The sequence below is a fragment of the Streptomyces zaomyceticus genome, from assembly GCF_014656215.1.
In the GTDB taxonomy this organism is placed as follows: Bacteria; Actinomycetota; Actinomycetes; order Streptomycetales; family Streptomycetaceae; genus Streptomyces; species Streptomyces zaomyceticus.
This window is the reverse complement of record NZ_BNBZ01000039.1, coordinates 52,098-71,075: the sequence shown is the minus strand read 5'-3', so window position 1 is coordinate 71,075 and position 18,978 is coordinate 52,098. Positions and strand designations below refer to the sequence as shown.

Sequence of the window (18,978 nt, the reverse complement as noted above, 5' to 3'; positions counted from 1 at the left end):
GCCGGCCACGAAGAATCGTGGCCGGCCCTCTCGTCATGTCCCGGAACGGGGGTACGGGCCCGGGGCCCGGGTCAGCCCGCGAGGCGGTCGAGCGCGTCGGTGCGCAGGTCCAGCAGGGCCATCAGGATCGGCGGGTCGAGCGCGTCCAGCGGGCGGAGCGTGATCTCGGCGGGCATCAGCAGGGTGTCCTCGTGCGCGGTCACCGGGCCGTAGCTGCCGACCGAGACGACGTCCGCGTCGCCGGTACCGGACGGCAGGTGCTCGAGGCCGTAAGGGACGGAGTGCACGAGCACGTACCAGGTGCCGACCGGCACGTCGCGCAGTTCGAAGGAGCCTGGGCCGTCCAGGACGGCGCAGCACACCGGCTGTCCCTGCGGGACGGGGGTGGGGAAGAGACCCACGAAGCAGTGGCCGGGCTCCCGGCCCTCCGGCAGGTGCAGCCGCCCGCGCAGCGCGCCGTGCACGGTCGGGACCCCGGCCGCGTCGGCCGGTCCGGATCCGATCTCCGGGGTGAATCCGTCCAATTCCCGGAACATGCTCGGCGAGACGCCGACACAGGTCTTGAAACGGGAACTGAAGGTGCCGACGCTGCTGTATCCGACCTGGCTGCTGATGTCGGCCACGCTGAATTCGGTTTCGAGCAGGAGACGCTTCGCCTCCTGAAGTCGCAGGGCGGAGAGAAAGCGACCGGGGGACGTACCCGTCACGTCCCGGAAAACCCGGGTGAAATGGAACTTGCTGAACATGGCGGTGCGGGCCATGTCGTCGATCGTGAGTTCCTGGCCGAGATTCGCGTGCATTTCATCGATCACCCGGAGGACAGCGGCTTCGATGGCGGTGGTGGTCACCGTTTCTCCCTGTCGTTGAATCATGCTCCCTGCCGAGAGGCGGAAGCCGCGTGCCGTGACGGATCGGGGGTGGCGTCGGTCAGCCGCCGCCGGGCGAGGTCCTCGGCGAACCTCTTCCATGCGTGGGAGCACTGGAGGGCCAGTTCCGCGACGGTGTCCGTGCAGTGCGGGGGTACGGCGGCGGCCTGCCGCCGCCAGGCCTCGTCGACCATGACGTGGGTGTGCAGCCAGCGAAGGAAGTGCCGTCCGGACTCCGAGTGCCGCAGCGACGGGTCGCCGGCGAGCCGCCGCAGCAGCTCCATCGAGCCGCGGGAGCCGCCGTTGCCGGCCGCCGGGGCGACGGCGGTCGCCGCGGCCGGCGGCGCGGGCGCGGGGGAGTGGCCGGCGTGGGTCCGTCGGGCGGGCAGCTCGGAGGCGGTGGGCGCGGTGGACACGGCGAGTCCCGCGGCGGCGCGGCGGGCGGCCGCGGTCCGGCGGCCCTCGGGCACCGGGGCCTCGCCGCGCAGCAGCCGTCGGCGCACGTCGTGCGCGGTGCCGAGGGAGAGCCCGGTCTCCTTGACGATGGCCCGCAGCGGCAGGTCGGGGTGGCGGGTCATGAGCTCGGCGGCGCGCAGCCGCTCGGCCGTGCGGTCCAGCGGGTGGGCCCGGCCGTCGGCGCCGATCCGGATGTTCGAGCGCGGATCGTCCGCGGTCGAACGGGGACGGATCGCGGCGACCGTCTTGGAGTCGAGTCCGGTGCAGGAGGCGACGGACCGGTCCGACAGGTGGGGCCGGGAGCGCAGGATGCGCCCGGCCGCCGCCTTGCGGTCCGCCACGGAGAGCGGAAGGCCGTGGGCGATGTTGGCGGTCACCGAGCGAAGAAACGCTTCTTCGTCAGCGCCGTCGAAGTACCGCACCTCCACCGAGGTGAGCCCCTGGTGCGCGGCGGCCGCGACCCGGTGCATGCCGTCGACCACGCGCAGCGTGGTCCGGTGCACGAGGACCGGCGGCAGCGAGGCGTAGATGCCGGCCAAGTGCCGCACGTGCTCCTCGTCCAGGCCGTTCAGGCGGGGCGAGTCGGCGGGCAGCAGAGCCTCGATCGGCAGCCGGTGGGTGAAGCGGGCCGGCAGCGTCAGAGTTCTTTCGTCGCGGTCCACCTCTCCCCTTCCCCTCCGGCGAGATCGAGGTGTGTCCGGCCGTCCCCCAAAACTCCATGGAAAAGGCCCGGACCACCGCGGAGAACTGTGCATTCGGGACGAGCATAGTGAACGACCTCTTTTTTTCGGCGGGCCCGCACGGAGACAATGCGACTCCGGTTAGTTGCGTCAGAGGACTGACGTTCGGGCGAACGCGGGTCGGGTTGGTTGTTTGAAAAGACTCGATGCTTCTAGCTTTCTTCTCACGCCACCAGGAACCCCACCCACCGGAGGACGAGTTGCACCGAGCACGGAGAATCCCCGAGCGAAGGGTCGACATCGGGGAAGAAGCCACCCTGACCCTCGAGGCCTATGCGGACACCATCGTCCCGGGCGAGAAGCGCTGGCCCGGTGACCGGGCGATCGCCGGTGTCAGCACCGGCGGCGGCGCCGTCACCGGCGGCGCGCTCGACCTCCTGCGCTGGGACGCCACCGGCATCCACGACGGCCTGGAGGACCTGGCCAAGCTCGTCAACGAGCACGCCGTGGTCTACGCGGCCAGGACCGGGCTGACCCTCGACACCGACGTCCCGGCCTTCGTGGCCCTCGGCTACGACGACCGGGTCGCCCTGATCGTCGAGCTCACCGCCATCGGCCACCCGGAGAAGGACTTCTGGGTGCTGCTCTCCCTCTTCTGCAACATGGCCTTCGACTCCGCCGCCCACGTGCACACCGACGACGCGCTCGCCGCCGGTCACCCGGGCCTCACCGCCATGGGCATCACCGCCCCGGACGCCGACGGACTGTGGCGCTTCCAGGAGGCCGGTTACGGCCGGCAGCTCGCCGCCCTCCACCCCGACACGACCCCCTCCGGGAGCCCAGCATGAGCACCACGATCGAGAAGACCGACGTCCTGGTCATCGGAAGCGGTTTCGGCGGGGCGATCGCCGCCTACCACCTGGCCGCCGGCGGTGCGAAGGTCACCGTCCTCGAGCGCGGTCCCTGGCTGAAGAACGACGAGTTCGAGCACGACTACAAGCTCGGCTCCTCCTACACCCGGATCTTCGACTTCGTCGTCGGCGACGGCATGAGCGTGCTCGGCGGCAACTGTGTCGGCGGCGGCAGCGTGGTGTACTTCGCGGCCATGCCGCGGGCACCGAAGTTCATCTTCGACCGGCACGGCAGCATCGGCCGCCGGATGTGGCCTGAGGCGGTCAGCCGGGACACCCTCGACCCGTGGTACGACCGGATCGAGGAGTCCCTCTCGGTCAGCAAGCAGGGCTGGGAGGACGCCTCCTACGCGGGCGGTCTGTGGGCCGCGGCCTGCGACCACGCCGGGCGCACCGCCAACCCGCTCGCCGCCGCGATCGACAACTCCAAGTGCGTCAACTGCAACTTCATGATGGCCGGCTGCCGCTTCGAGGCGAAGCAGTCCCTCACCGTCAACTACCTCCCGGCCGCGCTCGCCCACGGCGCCGAGATCCGCCCGCTGCACGAGGTGCAGCACCTGGCGCGGACCCCCGAGGGCGACTACCGGGTCCACTACAACATCGTCGACGACGAGGACTACCGGCTGCAGACCGGTTCCGGCGTCATCGAGGCCAAGATCGTCGTGATGGCGGCGGGCGCCGGTGCCACCCCGGTCATCCTGCAGCGCAGCGAGGCCCACCTCGGCACCATGCCGCACGCGGTCGGCCGCTACTTCTCCGGCAACGGCGAGCGCCTCAACACGGCCATCATCAACGAGGACAGGGCCGCCGAGATCCTCGGCCTGACCCGCGGCGACGGCAACCTCCCGTACGGCGCCAACGCGATCGGCAAGGGCCCGACCGTGGCCAGCTGGGACAAGCTCGACGGCTCGCTGCCCGAGTACTCCCGCTACTCCCTGGAGCAGCTCTACTTCCCGCCGGGCCTCGGCACCATCCTGGCCCAGGTGCCGGACGCCTCCGGGCCGACCTGGTTCGGCAAGGAGAAGAAGGAGATCCTCAAGAACTGGAAGTCCTGGCTGACCATCTTCTGCATGACGGAGGACGACAACGAGGGCGTCTTCGGACCGCCGCCCGCCACCGGCAACTCGATGCGCATCTCGCAGCAGATGCTCGGCCGCGGCAACCTCTCCTACAAGCCGACCGAGAACACCTGGAACGGCTGGAACCAGGCCGACGCCGATGTGAAGGAGATCCTGGAGAAGGACGGCCTCGCCAAGGTGATGCCGTGGACCAACGACCTGGTCGGTGCCTACACCGTCCACCCGCTGGCCTCCTGCCGGATGGGCGACGACCCGGACACCTCGGCCCTCGACGACACCAACGAACTGCGTGGCCACTCCGGCATCTTCGTCACCGACGGCTCCGCCGTCCCCGGCGCCCTGACCGTCAACCCGGCGATGACCATCGCCGCCCTCGCCGAGCGCGCGGTGCCGCACATCGTGGCCGCCGCCCAGGCCAGGGGAGTCGCGGTCACCTACGGTGCCCCGGCCCCCACCGGCTACAAGAGCGGACGCAACGGCGTGCTGCCGCTGCTGAAGCAGAAGCGCCTGGTCACCGTGTGATCCGCTCGGACGGCTTTTCGCCGGCCAGTGAGTTGTTTCAAAAAACCAACCCCATGACCAGTGGGTTGCACCACGCAACCCTGATGCGCAGAAGGAGGCGGCGATGCGACCGCTCGTACGACTCATGCTGAAGGGCTCGCTCCGGCAGATCCGGCACATCGCGGCCGTCCCGCCCGCCCGGGCCGACGACACCGTCGCCGAGGTCTACGCCCAGGCCCGCCGCGAGTTCGGCGTCGTCGCCCCGCCGCTGGCCCTGCACTCCCCGGCCCCGCAGACGCTCGCCGCCTCCTGGCTGCTGCTGCGCGAGACCCTCCTCGCCGAAGGCCGGGTCTCCCGGGCCGCCAAGGAAGCCGTCGCCGCCGGGGTTTCGCGGGCCAACGACTGCTCCTACTGCGTCGAGGTCCACGAGGCCAAGCGGGCCACCCTGCCCGGCACCGACACCCACCGGCCGCTCGCCGTCTGGGCGATGGACGCCACCACGGCACGGTGGAACCAGGAGCAGCCGCCGTTCGACGCGGCCGACGCCCCCGAGATCCTCGGCACCGCCGTCACCTTCCACTACCTCAACCGGATGGTCCGGCTCTTCCTGCCGGACTCACCCGTCCCCGACGCGGCCCCCGCCGCCGGCCGCGGACCGGTGATGCGTCTGGTCGCCCGCGCCATGCGGGCCGACCGCGGCGCACCGGTGACGCCCGGCGCCGCCCTGGGACTGCTGCCCGCCGCTCCGCTGCCCGCCGGACTCGACTGGGCGAAGCCCAACCCCACCATCGCCGAGGCCCTCGGCCGGGCCGTCGCCTCCGTCGACCACGCCGCCGAGCGCTGGATCCCCGAGGCCGTCCGCGAACTGCTCCACACCGTCCTCGCCTCGTACGACGGCGCTGTGCCCGGCCCCGGCCGCGGCTGGCTCGCCGAGGCGACCGCCCCGCTCGCCGAGGCCCACCTGCCCACCGGGCGGCTCGCCCTGCTGATCGCCCTCAACCCCCACCAGATCACCGACGCGGACCTCGCCGACTTCCGCGCCGCGCACCCCGGTGACCGCGAACTGGTCGAGCTCGCCTCCTGGGCGGCGCTCACCGCCGCCGTCGACATCGGCACCCGGCTCCCCGCACCCGGCGGGACGCCCCGCCCCGCGGCCGCCGCCGCCCACTGAACCCGCGCCACCGCCGTACCCCGCACCGCCCTTCCCGTACCACTTCCCTTTCGCTTTCCGTCCGAGGAGACACCACCATGAACGCCACGAACGACGTCCTGAAGGCCCTCGCCATCGACATCGAGGAGACCGCCCGCCTCGTCGAGGGACTGGACGAGCAGGCCTGGCACACCGCGACCCCCGCCACCGGCTGGAGCATCGCCGACCAGATCGCCCACCTCACCTTCATCTTCCACCTGGCCGGCACCGCCGCCTCCGACCCCGACGGCTTCGCCAAGCTCGCCGCCGGTGCCGCGGGCGACTTCGACGGCGCCGTCAACGCCGCCCTCAAGCAGTTCAACGGCTTCCCGCCCGCCCAGCTCCTCGCCCGCTTCCGCGCCCTCGGCCAGAACTCCGTCGACGCCCTCGCCGCCGTCCCCGAGGGCCAGGTCGTGCCCTGGCTGGTCAACCCGCTCCCGGCGGCCGTCCTCGCCTCCGCCGGAATCATGGAGATCTTCGGCCACGGCCAGGACATCGCCGACGCCCTCGGCGTGCGCCGCGAGCCCACCGAACGCCTGCGCCACCTGGTCTTCTTCGCCTTCCTCACCCGGGACTTCGGCTACCTCTCGCGCGGTCTGACCCCGCCCACCGAGCACTTCCGCATCGAGGTCACCGCCCCCAACGGCGAGCTCTGGGCGTACGGCCCCGAGGACGCCACCGACAAGATCACCGGCCCCGCCGAGGACTTCTGCCTGCTCGTCACCCGCCGCCGCCACCGCGACGACCTGGCCCTGGTCGCCACCGGCGCCGAGGCCGACCGCTGGCTCGACATCGCCCAGGCCTACCGCGGCCCGGCCGGTGAAGGCCGCACCCCCGGCCAGTTCGCCCACGCCCACTGCGAGCACTGAGCGGACATGACCGCACGACCGGCGGCCCCGTGCCGCACCCCGACCGCCCTGCCACGAGGCCCACCAGGCACCGGCCCGACCACCCCCTCCGCCCCACCCGCCAGGAGTCCCCATGACCACCGCCACGCTGCGTACCGCCGTCGTCATCGGCTGCGGCACCACCGGCACCTCCGTGGCCCTCGCCCTCACCGGCGCGGGCGTCGAGGTCACCCTCCTCGACGACGACCCCCGCGCCACCGCCGAGGCCGTGGCGCTCGGCGCCGGGACCGCCTGGACCCCCGAGCGCCCGCCCGCCGACCTGGTCGTCGTCGCCACCCCGCCGTCCGCCGTCGTCGACGTCCTGTACCGCGCGCAGAGCCAGGGCCTGGGGCACGTCTACACCGACACCGCCGGAAGCAAGGACATCATCAGCACCGACGCCGAACTGCGCGGCTGCGACCTCAAGGGCTACGTGCCCGGCCACCCGCTGGCCGGACCCGACGCCCCCGGCCGGGCCGGCGCCGACGCGGCCCGCTTCACCGGCCGCGTCTGGACCCTGTGCCCGTACGAGACCACCCCCGAGTGGGCGCTGCGGACGCTCGACGCGCTGATCGAGGCCTGCGGAGCACAGCGCCTCGACCTCTCCCCGCAGATCCACGACCGGGTCGTCGCCGAACTGTCGCACGCCCCGCACCTGGTGGCGGCCGTCCTCTCCAGCCGCTTCGCCGACAGCTCCTCGGCCTTCCTCGGCCTCGCCGAGCAGAGCCTGCGCGACGTGGTCCGCACGGCGGGCGGCGACCCGTGGGTATGGGGCGACGTCCTCGCCCACAACGCCGGACCGGTCGCCGACGTCCTGGACCGCATCGCCGGCCAGCTCACCCGGGCCGCCGCGATCCTGCGTGAGGGCGACGAGTCGGCACCGCTCGAACTCGCCCTCACCCTGGAGGAGGGCAGGCGCGGCCAGGCCGCCCTGGACGGCACCGGCGACGTGCGCACACCGAGAGATGCGCCGGCCGCCGGACGGGTGTGACGGTCGCGGCGTGACCGTCACCACGTCCTCGCCCCCGCCCGAGCCGCGACGCGGCGGCGTGCTGCGCCTGCCCGCCCCCGCCCTGCGGCTGGCCAAGCGCCTCTTCACCTCCGCCTACTGGTCGCTGTCCGACTACGGCTGGGTGTGGATCGGCGTGACGCCCGCAAGCGTCCCGCTCGACCACGGCACCGCCCTGCAGGGACCGCCCCCCGGCCACCCGGAACGGCTGGCGCCCTTTCCCCTGACCTCCGTCGAAAGAGCCCTGGAACGGCAGCTGACCGACGACTGGGACCCGGCCACCGGCAACTCCGCAAACCAGGAGATGACCCGGCCATGATCCGCCGGACAGGCTCTGGGCACGACCGCCGCAGGAGGAGCCGTCCATGTCGGAAGAGAACCGCGGGGTGACCGTCACCCCGCAGGACGACCGGTACCCCGGTCTGGTGGAGGGATACAACCACCGCTTCACCGGGCGACCCGAAGCGGTCCGCCTCGCCGCCACCACCCAGGACGTCGTCGACGCCGTCCAGGACGCCCTCGACACCGGCCGCCGGATCGCGGTCCGCAGCGGCGGCCACTGCTTCGAGGACTTCACCGCCTCGCCCGACATCCAGGTCCTCATCGACCTCTCGCCGCTGTCCGCCGTCTCCTACGACGAACGGACGGCGGCCTTCGCCGTCGGCGGCGGCACCCGTCTCGACCGCCTCTACCAGGAGCTGCACGACGGCTGGGGCGTGACCGTCCCGGCCGGCACCTGCTTCGAGGTCGGCGTCGGCGGCCACATCTGCGGCGGCGGCTACGGACACCTCTCCCGACGCGACGGCCTGGTCGTCGACCACCTGTACGCCGTCGAGGTCGTCACCGTCGACGACACCGGCCGGGCCCGGGTGGTCACCGCCACCCGCGAGCCGGACGATCCGCACCACGACCTGTGGTGGGCCCACACCGGAGGCGGCGGCGGCAACTTCGGCGTCGTCACCCGCTTCTGGCTGCGCTCCGCCGGTCCCCGGCCGACCGCCCCCGAGCACGCCCTGCCCCGTGCCCCGCGCCGGATCCGCCGCGCCGACGTCGTCTGGTCCTGGGACACCCTGGACGAGCAGGGCTTCACGGCACTGCTGCGCGCCTACACCGACTGGCACGAGAAGAACAGCGCGCCGGACTCCCCGGGACGCCACATCTGGAGCAACCTGATCGTCCTGCACCGCTCCGCCGGATCGATCGTCCTCAACTCCGTCGTCGACGACGACGTGCCCGGCGCCGCCGAGCTGATGGCCGAGCAGCTGGCCGCGCTCACCGGCCCCGGCGGCGCCGCACCGGCCCACGTCGAGGAGCAGGTGGTGTCCTGGATGGACACCTGGATGCCCTCCTACAGCTGGCCCAGCGACCCGCGCGGCCGGTACAAGAACAAGGCCGGATATCTGCGCGCCGGCTTCACCGACCACCAACTGGACGCCGTCCACCGCCACCTGACCGACCCCGGCTACGACAACCCGATGGCCTGTCTGGTGCTCACCGGCTTCGGCGGCCAGGTCAACGCGGTCGCCCCCGACGCCACGGCCGTCCCCCAGCGCGACTCCATCCTCAAGGCGTCCTACTCCGCGGGCGCCTGGACCGCGCCGGAGGAGGACGAGCTGCACATCGCCTGGGTGCGCCGCTTCTACCAGGACGTGTACGCCGAGACCGGCGGCGTCCCCGAGCCCGGCGACGTCAACGACGGCTCGTACATCAGCTACCCGGACGTCGACCTCGCCGACCCGGCCTGGAACACCTCCGGCACCGGCTGGGCCGCCCTCTACTACAAAGAGAACTACCCGCGCCTGCAGCGGGTGAAGAAGCGCTACGACCCGCGGAACGTCTTTCGCCACGCGCTCTCCGTCGCACCGCCCTCCTGACCGGCCGGCGCCGCCGCGCCCGCGGCGGCCCGCAGCCGTCCCCACCCATCGGAACACAGGGAGATCCCACATGACCGCCACGACCACCGCCACCGCCCTCGCCGAGGACACCGCCGCCGTCGCCGCCGTGCCTCAGCGCATCGTCGCCGCCTGGGCCGCGCACGACGGCGCCGCCTTCGGCGACGTCTTCACCGAGGACGGCACGATGGTGCTGCCCGGCGTGCACGAGACCGGCCGTGCGCGCATCGCCGGCTTCATGACGCAGGCGTTCGCCGGACCGTACAAGGGCACCCAGGTCACCGGCACGCCGCTCGCCGTCAAGTTCCTCTCGCCCGACAACGCCGTCGTCATCACCCAGGGCGGCGTCCTCGCCCCCGGCGAGACCGAGCCGGCCGCCGAGCGCCAGGTCCGCGCCATCTGGGTGCTGACCAAGCAGGACGGCGAGTGGCTCATCGCCGCCTACCAGAACACCCCCCGCAACACCCCGTGACCGGCGCCGGCCCGAAGGAGGAGAACACCGTGGCCCACACAGCCGCACACGTGGCGGTGGTACTCGGCGGCAGCATGGCGGGACTGCTCGCCGCCCGCGTGCTCGCCGACACCTACGCGGAGGTCCTGCTGGTCGACCGCGACCGGCTCGTCGACGTCTCGGGTCCGCGGCGCGGCGTGCCCCACGGGCGGCACGCCCACGGCCTGGTGGCCCGCGGCCAGCAGATCCTGGAGGAGCACTTCCCCGGGCTCACCGACGACCTCGCGGCCGCCGGCGCTCCCCCGGACGACTTCGGCCACGCCTGTCACTGGTACTTCAACGGCCGGCGCATCGCCCCTGCCGACACCGGTCTGATCTCCGTCCCCGCGGGCCGCCCGGTCCTCGAGGAGCAGGTGCGCCGCCGCGTGCAGCAGCTGCCCAACGTCCGCTTCCTCGAGGAGCACGACATCCTCGGGCTCACCACCACCGCCGACCGGACCCGGGTCACCGGTGCCCGGGTCCAGCCGCGCCACGCGGGCGGCGAACCGCGGGAGCTCGAGGCCGACCTCGTCGTCGACACCACGGGCCGCGGCTCGCGCACCCCGGTCTGGCTCGCCGAGCTCGGCTACCCGGCCCCGGAGGAGGAGCGGGTGGAGATCGACCTCGCCTACACCACGCGCCACTACCGCCTGGACCACGACCCGCTCGGCGACGCCCAGGCGATCATCCCCGCGGCGACCCCCGAGCACCCGCGCGGCGGCCTGTTCTATCGGCTGCCCGGCGACGGCGACGTCTACGAGCTGTCGCTCACCGGCATCCTGGGCGACCACGCGCCCACGGACCCCGAGGGCTTCGAGGCGTTCATGCGCTCGCTGCCCATCCCGCACCTGTACGACGCCGTGGCCGACGCCGAACCCGTCGACGACCCGGTCAAGTTCCGCTACCCGGCGAGCGTCTGGCGCCGCTACGAGCGCCTGACGCGGTTCCCCGACGGACTGCTCGTGATGGGCGACGCCGTGGCGAGCTTCAACCCGGTCTACGCCCAGGGCATGACGGTGGCCGCGCTGGAGTCGCTGGCGCTGCGCCGTCACCTGGCCGCGCCCCGAGGACGGAAACCCGCCGCGTACTTCAAGGACGTCGCGGACGCCGTCAAGGCGCCCTGGGAGCTCGCCGCAGGTTCCGACCTCGGCTACCCGGGTGTCTCCGGGCGCCGCACACTCAAGGTCAGGATGGCCAACGCCTACGTCGCACGCCTCCAGGCCGCCGCCGAGCACGACCCGGAGCTGAGCAACGCGTTCATCCGCGTCGCCGGTCTCATCGACCCGCCGCAGGCGTTGATGCGCCCCCGCCTGATGCTGCGCGTCCTGCGGGCCTCCCGCGCCTCCCGGCGCACCGGCCCCGCCACCCCCGCACCGCGCCGGCAGCCGCAGGCCGCCGCCGCACCCCACTGACGCCACCGCGCCCGCTCCGGCACGCGCACCACGAGAGGCTGCCATGCGCCCCTTCCGCATAGAGATCCCCCAGGCCGACATCGACGACCTGAACGAGCGCCTCGCGCGCACCCGCTGGCCCGAGGGCGAGATCCCGGACGCCGACTGGTCGCGCGGCGTCCCGGTCGAGTACCTCAAGGAGCTCGCCGAGTACTGGCGCTCCGGCTTCGACTGGCGGGCCGCCGAGGCCAGGCTGAACCAGTACCCGCAGTTCATCACCGAGATCGACGGCACCGACGTCCACTTCCTGCACGTCACCTCGCCGGAGCCGACCGCGAAGCCGCTGATCATCACCCACGGGTGGCCGGGCTCCTTCGCCGAGTTCCTCGACGTGATCGGCCCGCTCACCGACCCGGCCGCGCACGGCGGCGACCCGGCCGACGCCTTCCACGTGGTCATCCCCTCGATCCCCGGCTACGCCTTCTCCGGCCCCACCCGCGCGTCCGGCTGGGACACCCGCCGGGTGGCCCGCGCCTGGGCCGAACTGATGAGCCGCCTCGGCTACGACCGCTACTTCGTGCAGGGCGGCGACTGGGGCATGCCGATCTCCCTGGAGCTGGGTCTCGCCGACCCGGAGCACGTCGCCGGTGTGCATGTGAACATGTTCGTCACCTTCCCGCCGCAGGACCCGGCCGCCTTCGAGGGACTGGACGCCACCGACCTGGGCCGCCTGGAGTTCGCCGGGCGTTTCCAGCAGGACGGGATGGGCTGGCAGCGCATCCAGTCGACCCGGCCGCAGACCCTCTCGTACGGGCTCACCGACTCGCCGGTCGGCCAGCTCGCCTGGATCGTCGAGAAGTTCAAGGAGTGGACCGCCGCGGACAAGGTCCCGGAGGACGCGGTCAGCCGCGAGCACCTGCTCACCAACGTCTCGCTCTACTGGTTCACCGGCACCGCCGGTTCCAGCGCCCAGCTCTACTACGAGTCCGCGCACGGCGACGAGGCCTTCGCCCGCACCTGGGGCGGCCCCTGGCCGCTGAAGGCTCCGGTCGGCGTGGCCGTCTTCCCCGAGGACGCCGCGCTGCCGATCCGCCGCTGGGCGGACCCGCTGCTGCCGACGCTCACGCACTGGACCGAGTTCGACAAGGGAGGCCACTTCGCCGCCCTGGAGCAGCCCGCGCTGCTCGTCCAGGACGTCCGCGCCTTCGTGCGGCCGCTGCGCCAGGGCTAGTCCCGCACGAGGTCACCGGGGTGGCCGGCTCCTTCCGGAGCCGGCCACCCCTTCGTCGTACCGGCGGCGCGGCCGTACGGCGGGTACGACGAAGGGGTGCCCCCGCCATGGCGGCGGAGGCACCCCCGGGGCCGTACCGGTGGATCAGGCGGAGGTCAGGACGCCCTGCTCCGACGAGGACGGGGAGCCGCCCTCGGGGCCCTTCGGGCCGGACGCGGACACCTCGTCCTCGCGGCTCTTCGAGCGGCGGTCGAAGAGGCCGCGCAGCTTCTTGTTCAGCGGCTCCTCGATGACGTAGTGGCTGGCCAGCGCGGCGACGAGGGTGCCGAGCAGGACCAGGCTCACCATCTCGGCGAAGCCGACGGTACCGCGCAGCATGCCCGAGTTGACCGCGGACTTGCCGAACATGCTGCCGTTGTGGAGCACGACGTGGATGAAGAACACGTGCCACAGGTAGATGCCGTACGAGATGCGGCCGAGGAAGGCCATCGGACGGTTCGCGAGGACCAGGTCCATGGTCTTCGAGCGGGCACCGGGGGCCACCAGCGGGATCACGACGCACATCGAGAAGACGAAGAACAGGGTGTGCAGCACCATCTGCTGGGTGAGCGCGCCCCAGTCGCCCATGCCGGGCTCGCCGAACGGGTGCGGCACGTTGGCGAGGTAGGCGATCAGGGCGACCAGCCAGAAGCCCATCGGCCACTTGGCGGCCCAGCGGAAGAGCGCCGGCCGGCGCGGTGCCACCTCGGCGTAGGAGAGCATCACGGCCAGGGCCATGCCGCCGGCGAAGTAGCCGACGTAGCCGAAGGGCCAGAAGGACAGGTACCAGACGTCGGCCGTCATGGACGGCAGGAAGCAGTAGGCGGTCCAGGCCATGCCGATGAGGACCAGGGCGACGAGCGGGACGAACATCCGGCGGGCGCGCTGGGCCGGGGTGGCACCGCGCACGGCGAACTTGTGGATGATCCAGGCGATCACCGGCAGCGCCAGGTAGAACAGCATCTCGGTGGGAACGGTCCAGGTCGGCTCGATGCCGGTGATCCACTCGGCCCGGGTGAAGAAGTGGATCATCAGGAGCGGCCGCAGGAAGAACCAGACGCCGTCGATCTTGTCGTAGTCCAGGAGCAGGATCGAGGCCAGCACCAGCGCCCAGAACGCGGGAACGATGCGCACGAAACGGCGCCAGTAGAAGGAGGCGACCCGCGGGGTGGCGCCCTCGGCGGTCACCGTGCGGCGGGCGAAGGGCCGGTAGAGCATCAGGCCGGACAGGACGAAGAAGGGAGGCAGGAAGACGCCCATGCCCTCGGTGAGATAACCCCACAGGTTGGCGCGCGGGTCCGCGAAGTGATTGCTCACACCGGCCGTGTAGGCGACGTGATAGACGAGGACTGCGACCGCGCACAGTCCGCGCAGACCGTCGAGGACGGGGACTCTGCGCTTCTGGGGGGATTCGGCGGCGCCTGTTCGGACATTGCGAGATGCCACGTTTCGCGCTCCCTTGGAAGTCGATACCTGATGGGCCGCGAGTCATGCTGGCGTCGGCGCCGCACCGCCGCACCTTCAGAAGTGCGGTGTTTTCAGGGAAGGTTTAGACGCGGGGATCACCCGCGGACGTGGGCCGGCCCGCCACCCCGGGTGGCGTGCCGGCCCACGTCGCGGCGGGATCGGGCGGTGTCGGTACGGACCTCGGCGCGGGCCTCAGACCGTGGAGAAGTAGTCGAACTCCACGCCCTGGCCGTCGAGGGCCGTGCGCAGCTCGGCCAGGGCCATGGTCACCGCGGCGCCCACCGCGGGCACCCGGCAGTCGGCAGACAGCTCCTTCAGGGCCGTGTAGGCGCCGAGCAGCCGGGCCTCCTGCTCAGGGCTGAGAAACGAGTGCGCGTTCGTCACTGAGCCTCGCCGCCTTCCATTCCTGCCGGGGCAGAGTGCCCTCGGGGGCCAGCTCCACCTCGGGCCGTATCCCGATCTCGCGCTTGAACTCCTCGGCGATCCGCCGGGTCAGGGTGGTCACGTCGCCGCCCGGCACGTGCCGCGGCTCCACCCGGACGAAGACGGTGTCCAGACCGCGCACCGAGCTGATCGACGTCGAGAACTCGCTGACCTCGTCGAAGCCGCGGACCACGTCCTCGATCATCACCGGGGTGACCGACACTCCGCGGATCTTGCGCATGTCGTCGACCCGCCGGATGATCCCGCCGTCGTAGAAGTCCCAGGTCCTGCCGCAGCCGCAGGCGGCGGCGGGCCGCTTGACGACCACGTCCTCGGTCCAGTGCCGGAACAGCTGCATGCCCTCGCGGGACAGTCCGGTGGTGACCCGGACCCCCTCCTCGCCGTAGCCGACGGGCAGCTTGGTCTCGGGGTGCAGCACCTCCTCGATCGTCGAGGGCTCGATGATGTGACAGGCGCCCCGGCGCGACGGGCACTCGAACATGAAGACGCCGCCGAACTCGGTGGTGCCCGCGGCGTTGAAGACGCGCGCCCCGAAGGCCTCCTCGATGGTGCGCGTGGTGAACTTCGACCGGGGCTCGGCGCCCGCCAGAATGATCTTGACGTTCGCCTCCTTCGCCAGATCGACGCCCATCTCGCGGGCCGTCTCGATCAGGCGCATCGCATAGCTCGGGGTGAGCCCGACGACCTCGATGCCGTAGTCGACGAGGAGCTTGATCCGCGTCCGGGAGTCCAGGCCGCCGGCCGGGACGACCGTGCAGCCCATCCGCTCCAGGCCGTAGTGCATTCCCCAGAAGCCCATGAAAAGGCCGTATCCGAAGGCGACCATGCCCTTGTGGTGCGGGCGCACGCCCATCGCGTACAGCGCCGTGCAGAAGGTGTCCGTCGACCAGGTCCAGTCACCCGCCGTGTCGATGGTGCGTACCGGCGGATTGCCGCTGGTGCCGCTGGTCTGGTGGTGACGGATGCCACGGGCCGGGTCGATCGACGGCCAGGTGCCGTACGGCGGCGCCTGCTGCTCGGCGGCGAGCAGGTCCGCCTTGTGCAGCAGGGGTACGCGCCGGGCGTAGTCCTCCATCGAGGTGATGTCTCCGGGCAGCCGGTCACGCCAGAAGGGCGAGCGGGCGCGGGCGTTGAGGAGCGCCCGTTGTAGCCTGCGCCACTGCCACGCCTCGAGCTCGTGGCGTGGCATGGTTTCTGCCTTGGGGTTCCAGTACTCCACTTCGCCTCCGTCGCCGGTGGGGTCCCCCCGGATCCTCGTCGGCGCGCGCACGTCGCCGCATCTCCTGGCGTGCTCACCAGAAGGCACCGGAGGCGGCCGGGTCAGTCGGCGGTGATCACCACCTTGCCGATGTGGCCGGCGGCCTCGAGGTACCGGAACGCGGCACCGGCCTCCGAGAACGGGAACTCCCGGTCGATCACCGGCCGGATGCGCCGCTGCTCCAGGGCGCGGTTCATGGCCCGGAACATCTCCGCGCTGCCGACCTGGACGCCCTGTACGCACAGCACCTTGCGCAGCAGGGGAACCGGGCTGATCCCGGCCCCGCCGCCGAGCACACCGATGACGCTGATCCGGCCGCCGACCCGGGCCGCCGTGATCGACTGGCGCATGGTGCCGGCCCCGCCGACCTCGACGACATGGTCGACGCCGCCGCCGCTCAGTCCGGCCGCGCGCAGGCCCCATTCGGGCTCCCGGGCGTGGTCGATCACCTCGGCCGCCCCCAGCTCGCGCAGCCGCTCCAGCTTCGCCGGGCTGCCGGAGGTCGAGATCACCCGCGCGCCGCCCGCCGCGGCGAACTGCAGCGCGAACACCGACACGCCGCCGCTGCCCAGGGTGAGCACCGTCTGGCCGGGGTGCAGACCGCCGAGCTCCACGACCGCCTGCCACGCGGTGAGCGCGGCGCACGGCAGGGTGGCGGCCTCGGCGAAGTCGAGATGGGCGGGGACGGCGACGACCGCCTCCTCGTCGAAGACCACGTACTCGGCGAGGACCCCGTCGACGGACCCGCCGAGGGCCCGGTCGACTCGGGGGCGTCCCGAGCGCCAGCCGGGCAGGAACAGCCCGGCGACCGCGTCCCCGGGCCGCCAGGCCGTGACCTCCGAGCCGGTCTCGACGACCTCGCCCGCTCCGTCCGACAGCGGTACGAGGCCGGGCACGACGTCACGGCTGTAGCGTCCGTGCGCGATCAGCAGGTCACGGTGGTTGAGGGACCAGGCCCGCATCCTGACCAGCACCTCGCGAGGGCCGGGCCCGGGGATCTCGCACTTCTCCTCGTGCAGCGAGGCCGGGCCGTCGAAGCCGGTGAGCCGGTAGCGCCTCACGCGGCGACGCCGCGGTCCTGCCAGGACGGGAACGCCGCGGCCGCGCGCACAAAGTTGTGGATCATGCGCATGCCGCCCTCCGTCCGGATGGACTCCGGGTGGAACTGCACCGACTCCACCGGCAGCGTCCGGTGCCGGAGCCCCATGACGTAGCCGTCGTCGACGGAGGTCGCACTCACTTCCAGGACCGGCGGAAGGCTGTCCTCGACCACGACGAGCGAGTGGTAGCGGGTCGCCTGGAACCCCTCGGGCATGTCCTCGAAGAGGCCGCGGCCGTCGTGGCTGACCCGACTGGTCTTGCCGTGCATCAGGTGCTCCGCCGGCACCACGGACGCCCCGTAGGCCCGCCCGATCGCCTGGTGACCGAGGCAGACGCCCAGGATGGGCAGCCGGCCCGCGAAGGAGCGCACCAGCTCCACGTGCCCGCTGATGTCCGGGTGGCCGGGGCCCGGGCCGAGCAGCAGCGCATCGGGCCGCAGCTCCACCACCTGTTGCTCGCTCATGGTGTGGGACCGTGCCATGACCGGATCGGCCCCGGCGGACATCAGGTACTGCCGCAGGATGTCGACGAAGCTGTCGAAGGCGTCCACGACGAGGATCCGGGGCCCGGGTCCCGGCCGTTTGACGCCGCTGTTCAGGGCGGTCACGCTCACAGCAGTCCCTTTCCGGTCACCGCCCAGTAGGCGGCGCTCATCTTCGCTAGCGTCTCGGTCCATTCGCGCTCCGGAACGGAGTCGGCGACCACCCCTGCGGAGGCCCGCGTGCGGTACAGGCCGTCCTCGTGGAACAAGGTGCGGATGCACAGGGCGAGGTTGGTGTAGCCGCCGATGTCGATCACGCCGATCGCGCCCGCGTACAGACCTCGGCGGCTGCGCTCGATCTGCTCGATGATCTCCATGGCCCGGATCTTCGGCGTTCCGGTCATCGTGCCCGCGGGGAACAGCGCGGCGATGATGTCGTAGGTGTCGCGGTCCGGCTCGGCCTCCCCCACCACCGTCGAGACCAGGTGCAGCACGTGCGAGTAGCGCTCGACGATCAGCTCGTCGGGCACCTCCAGGGTGTCCGCGCGGCAGATCCGGCCGATGTCGTTGCGGCACAGGTCCACCAGCATGATGTGCTCGGCGATCTCCTTCTCGTCGGCCAGCAGCCGGGCGCCCGCCGCCTCGTCGTCGCCGTCGCGCGGGACGGTGCCGGCGATCGGACGCATGGTGACGGTGCGGTCCTCCACCCGGACGAACAGTTCCGGGCTGGCGCCGAGCACGGTCTGCCCCCGCACGTGCGCCAGGTACATGTACGGCGAGGCGTTGTGGGTGCGCATCCGCTGGTAGACGTCGATCGGATCGACGGCGCTGCGGATGGTCAGCTCATGGCCGAGCTGCACCTGGTAGATGTCGCCGACGGCGATGTGCTTCAGGGCCCGTTCGACGTCCCGGCGGTACGCGTCGGGGTCGGTGTCGTCCGAGGCGGCCGAGGCCGGCACGGGACCCGCGGGGGGCACCGGATGGTCCGCCTCGGCCCGCGCGAGCAGCGCCGTCACCTCGGCCGGGTCGAACGCCCGCCAGTGGTCGGACTCGTGCAGGAGAAGCTCCCCCTCGCCGCTGTCGAGGTCGGTGACCACACAGCCCTGGTGCAGCACCAGGTGGACGTCGGGCAGCGGGGGACGCTCGTCGATGACGTACGGCAGGTCCTCGATGTAGCGGACGGTGTCGTAGCCGAAGTAGCCGAGGAAACCGAAGCGGAACCGGTTCGGCGAGCCCTCCGCGTCGAACAGCGCGTGCAGCTCCCGCAGGACCTGCCACAGGTCGCGCCGGGCGCGCAGCCGCAGGCCGCCGGCCGTCTCGTCGAGCAGCGGGGCGATCCGCCGCAGCAGCGCCTCGCGCAGGGACGGTTCGCCGTCGAGGCTGACGACGCTGTCCGTGACGGACAGCGAGAGCAGCTCGCCGAAGCCGACGAACTGGTACTTGCGGTCGCGGTCCGGTCCCGCGGCCGACTCGAGCAGGTACACCTGCTCCTTGCCGAAGCGGTGGGCGAGCGCCTGGTGCACCGGGAGCGTCGGGTACGACGGCAGGACGTCGCGGCGGGTGGTCACCCGGATCGCGGCGGGCTCCGGCCTGGGGTCGGGCATGG

18 protein-coding genes are annotated in these 18,978 nt (G+C 72.2%); 10 read left to right on the top strand and 8 right to left on the bottom strand.

Translation table 11 applies throughout. The features are described 5' to 3' along the window. Window positions 1–71 precede the first annotated feature (71 nt). Together IE311_RS32550 and IE311_RS32545 are read right to left on the bottom strand one after the other, a co-directional pair. The gene (locus IE311_RS32550; protein ID WP_189835471.1) at window positions 72–848 is read right to left on the bottom strand and encodes a helix-turn-helix domain-containing protein; all 777 of its coding nucleotides are present in this window, start codon (window positions 846–848) and stop codon (window positions 72–74) included. A 20-nt stretch (window positions 849–868) separates the two neighbouring features. After that, the gene (locus IE311_RS32545) at window positions 869–1,984 is read right to left on the bottom strand and encodes a ParB/RepB/Spo0J family partition protein (protein ID WP_229902305.1); all 1,116 of its coding nucleotides are present in this window, start codon (window positions 1,982–1,984) and stop codon (window positions 869–871) included. Between the two features lie 278 nt (window positions 1,985–2,262). On the opposite strand from IE311_RS32545, the gene IE311_RS32540 reads away from it, so the two are divergent. The 10 genes from IE311_RS32540 (at window position 2,263) to IE311_RS32495 (ending at window position 12,582) form a co-directional block, all read left to right on the top strand. Beyond that, a complete protein-coding gene (locus tag IE311_RS32540) occupies window positions 2,263–2,850 on the top strand; it encodes a DUF5987 family protein (protein WP_189835470.1) in 588 nt (195 codons plus the stop codon). Continuing rightward, window positions 2,847–4,514 carry an FAD-dependent oxidoreductase gene (locus tag IE311_RS32535; protein ID WP_189835469.1) on the top strand — a complete coding sequence of 556 codons (1,668 nt, stop codon included), beginning with the start codon at window positions 2,847–2,849 and terminating at the stop codon, window positions 4,512–4,514. Before IE311_RS32540 ends, IE311_RS32535 begins: the two co-directional genes overlap by 4 nt. 103 nt (window positions 4,515–4,617) lie before the next feature. Beyond that, window positions 4,618–5,664, top strand: coding sequence for a carboxymuconolactone decarboxylase family protein (locus tag IE311_RS32530; protein ID WP_189835468.1), 1,047 nt, complete (start codon window positions 4,618–4,620; stop codon window positions 5,662–5,664). Between the two features lie 77 nt (window positions 5,665–5,741). Next, window positions 5,742–6,551: a TIGR03084 family metal-binding protein gene (locus IE311_RS32525; RefSeq protein ID WP_189835467.1), complete on the top strand. Its 810-nt coding sequence runs from the start codon at window positions 5,742–5,744 to the stop codon at window positions 6,549–6,551. A 112-nt stretch (window positions 6,552–6,663) separates the two neighbouring features. Next, on the top strand, window positions 6,664–7,560 hold the full coding sequence (locus tag IE311_RS32520; protein ID WP_189835466.1) for a prephenate dehydrogenase/arogenate dehydrogenase family protein: 897 nt from the start codon (window positions 6,664–6,666) through the stop codon (window positions 7,558–7,560). A 10-nt stretch (window positions 7,561–7,570) separates the two neighbouring features. After that, a complete protein-coding gene (locus IE311_RS32515) occupies window positions 7,571–7,897 on the top strand; it encodes a DUF6059 family protein (protein WP_189835465.1) in 327 nt (108 codons plus the stop codon). A gap of 46 nt (window positions 7,898–7,943) precedes the next feature. Next, on the top strand, window positions 7,944–9,452 hold the full coding sequence (locus IE311_RS32510) for an FAD-binding oxidoreductase (RefSeq protein ID WP_189835464.1): 1,509 nt from the start codon (window positions 7,944–7,946) through the stop codon (window positions 9,450–9,452). Window positions 9,453–9,522: 70 nt separating this feature from the next. Further along, window positions 9,523–9,942: an SgcJ/EcaC family oxidoreductase gene (locus IE311_RS32505; RefSeq protein ID WP_189835463.1), complete on the top strand. Its 420-nt coding sequence runs from the start codon at window positions 9,523–9,525 to the stop codon at window positions 9,940–9,942. 29 nt (window positions 9,943–9,971) lie between these two features. After that, entirely contained in the window at window positions 9,972–11,372 is a 1,401-nt protein-coding gene (locus tag IE311_RS32500; protein WP_189835462.1) for an FAD-dependent oxidoreductase, read from the top strand. Window positions 11,373–11,415: 43 nt separating this feature from the next. Then, window positions 11,416–12,582, top strand: coding sequence for an epoxide hydrolase family protein (locus IE311_RS32495; RefSeq protein ID WP_189835461.1), 1,167 nt, complete (start codon window positions 11,416–11,418; stop codon window positions 12,580–12,582). 144 nt (window positions 12,583–12,726) lie between these two features. Here IE311_RS32495 and IE311_RS32490 read toward each other — a convergent pair whose 3' ends face one another. The 6 genes from IE311_RS32490 to IE311_RS32465 form a co-directional block, all read right to left on the bottom strand. Next, window positions 12,727–14,067: an acyltransferase family protein gene (locus IE311_RS32490; protein WP_189835460.1), complete on the bottom strand. Its 1,341-nt coding sequence runs from the start codon at window positions 14,065–14,067 to the stop codon at window positions 12,727–12,729. A 213-nt stretch (window positions 14,068–14,280) separates the two neighbouring features. Continuing rightward, window positions 14,281–14,472 carry a DUF6052 family protein gene (locus IE311_RS32485; RefSeq protein ID WP_189835459.1) on the bottom strand — a complete coding sequence of 64 codons (192 nt, stop codon included), beginning with the start codon at window positions 14,470–14,472 and terminating at the stop codon, window positions 14,281–14,283. Further along, window positions 14,441–15,721 (bottom strand): phenylacetate--CoA ligase family protein, encoded by a 1,281-nt coding sequence (locus IE311_RS32480; protein ID WP_229902304.1) that lies wholly within the window; start codon window positions 15,719–15,721, stop codon window positions 14,441–14,443. The genes IE311_RS32485 and IE311_RS32480 overlap by 32 nt, the downstream gene beginning before the upstream one ends. Before the next feature lie 131 nt (window positions 15,722–15,852). Continuing rightward, window positions 15,853–16,851, bottom strand: a complete 999-nt coding sequence (locus IE311_RS32475) for a zinc-dependent alcohol dehydrogenase family protein (protein WP_189835458.1) — start codon at window positions 16,849–16,851, stop codon at window positions 15,853–15,855. Further along, a complete protein-coding gene (locus IE311_RS32470) occupies window positions 16,848–17,504 on the bottom strand; it encodes an anthranilate synthase component II (protein ID WP_229902303.1) in 657 nt (218 codons plus the stop codon). The genes IE311_RS32475 and IE311_RS32470 overlap by 4 nt, the downstream gene beginning before the upstream one ends. Further along, window positions 17,501–18,976, bottom strand: coding sequence for an anthranilate synthase component I family protein (locus tag IE311_RS32465; protein ID WP_189835456.1), 1,476 nt, complete (start codon window positions 18,974–18,976; stop codon window positions 17,501–17,503). Before IE311_RS32465 ends, IE311_RS32470 begins: the two co-directional genes overlap by 4 nt. Window positions 18,977–18,978 lie beyond the last annotated feature (2 nt).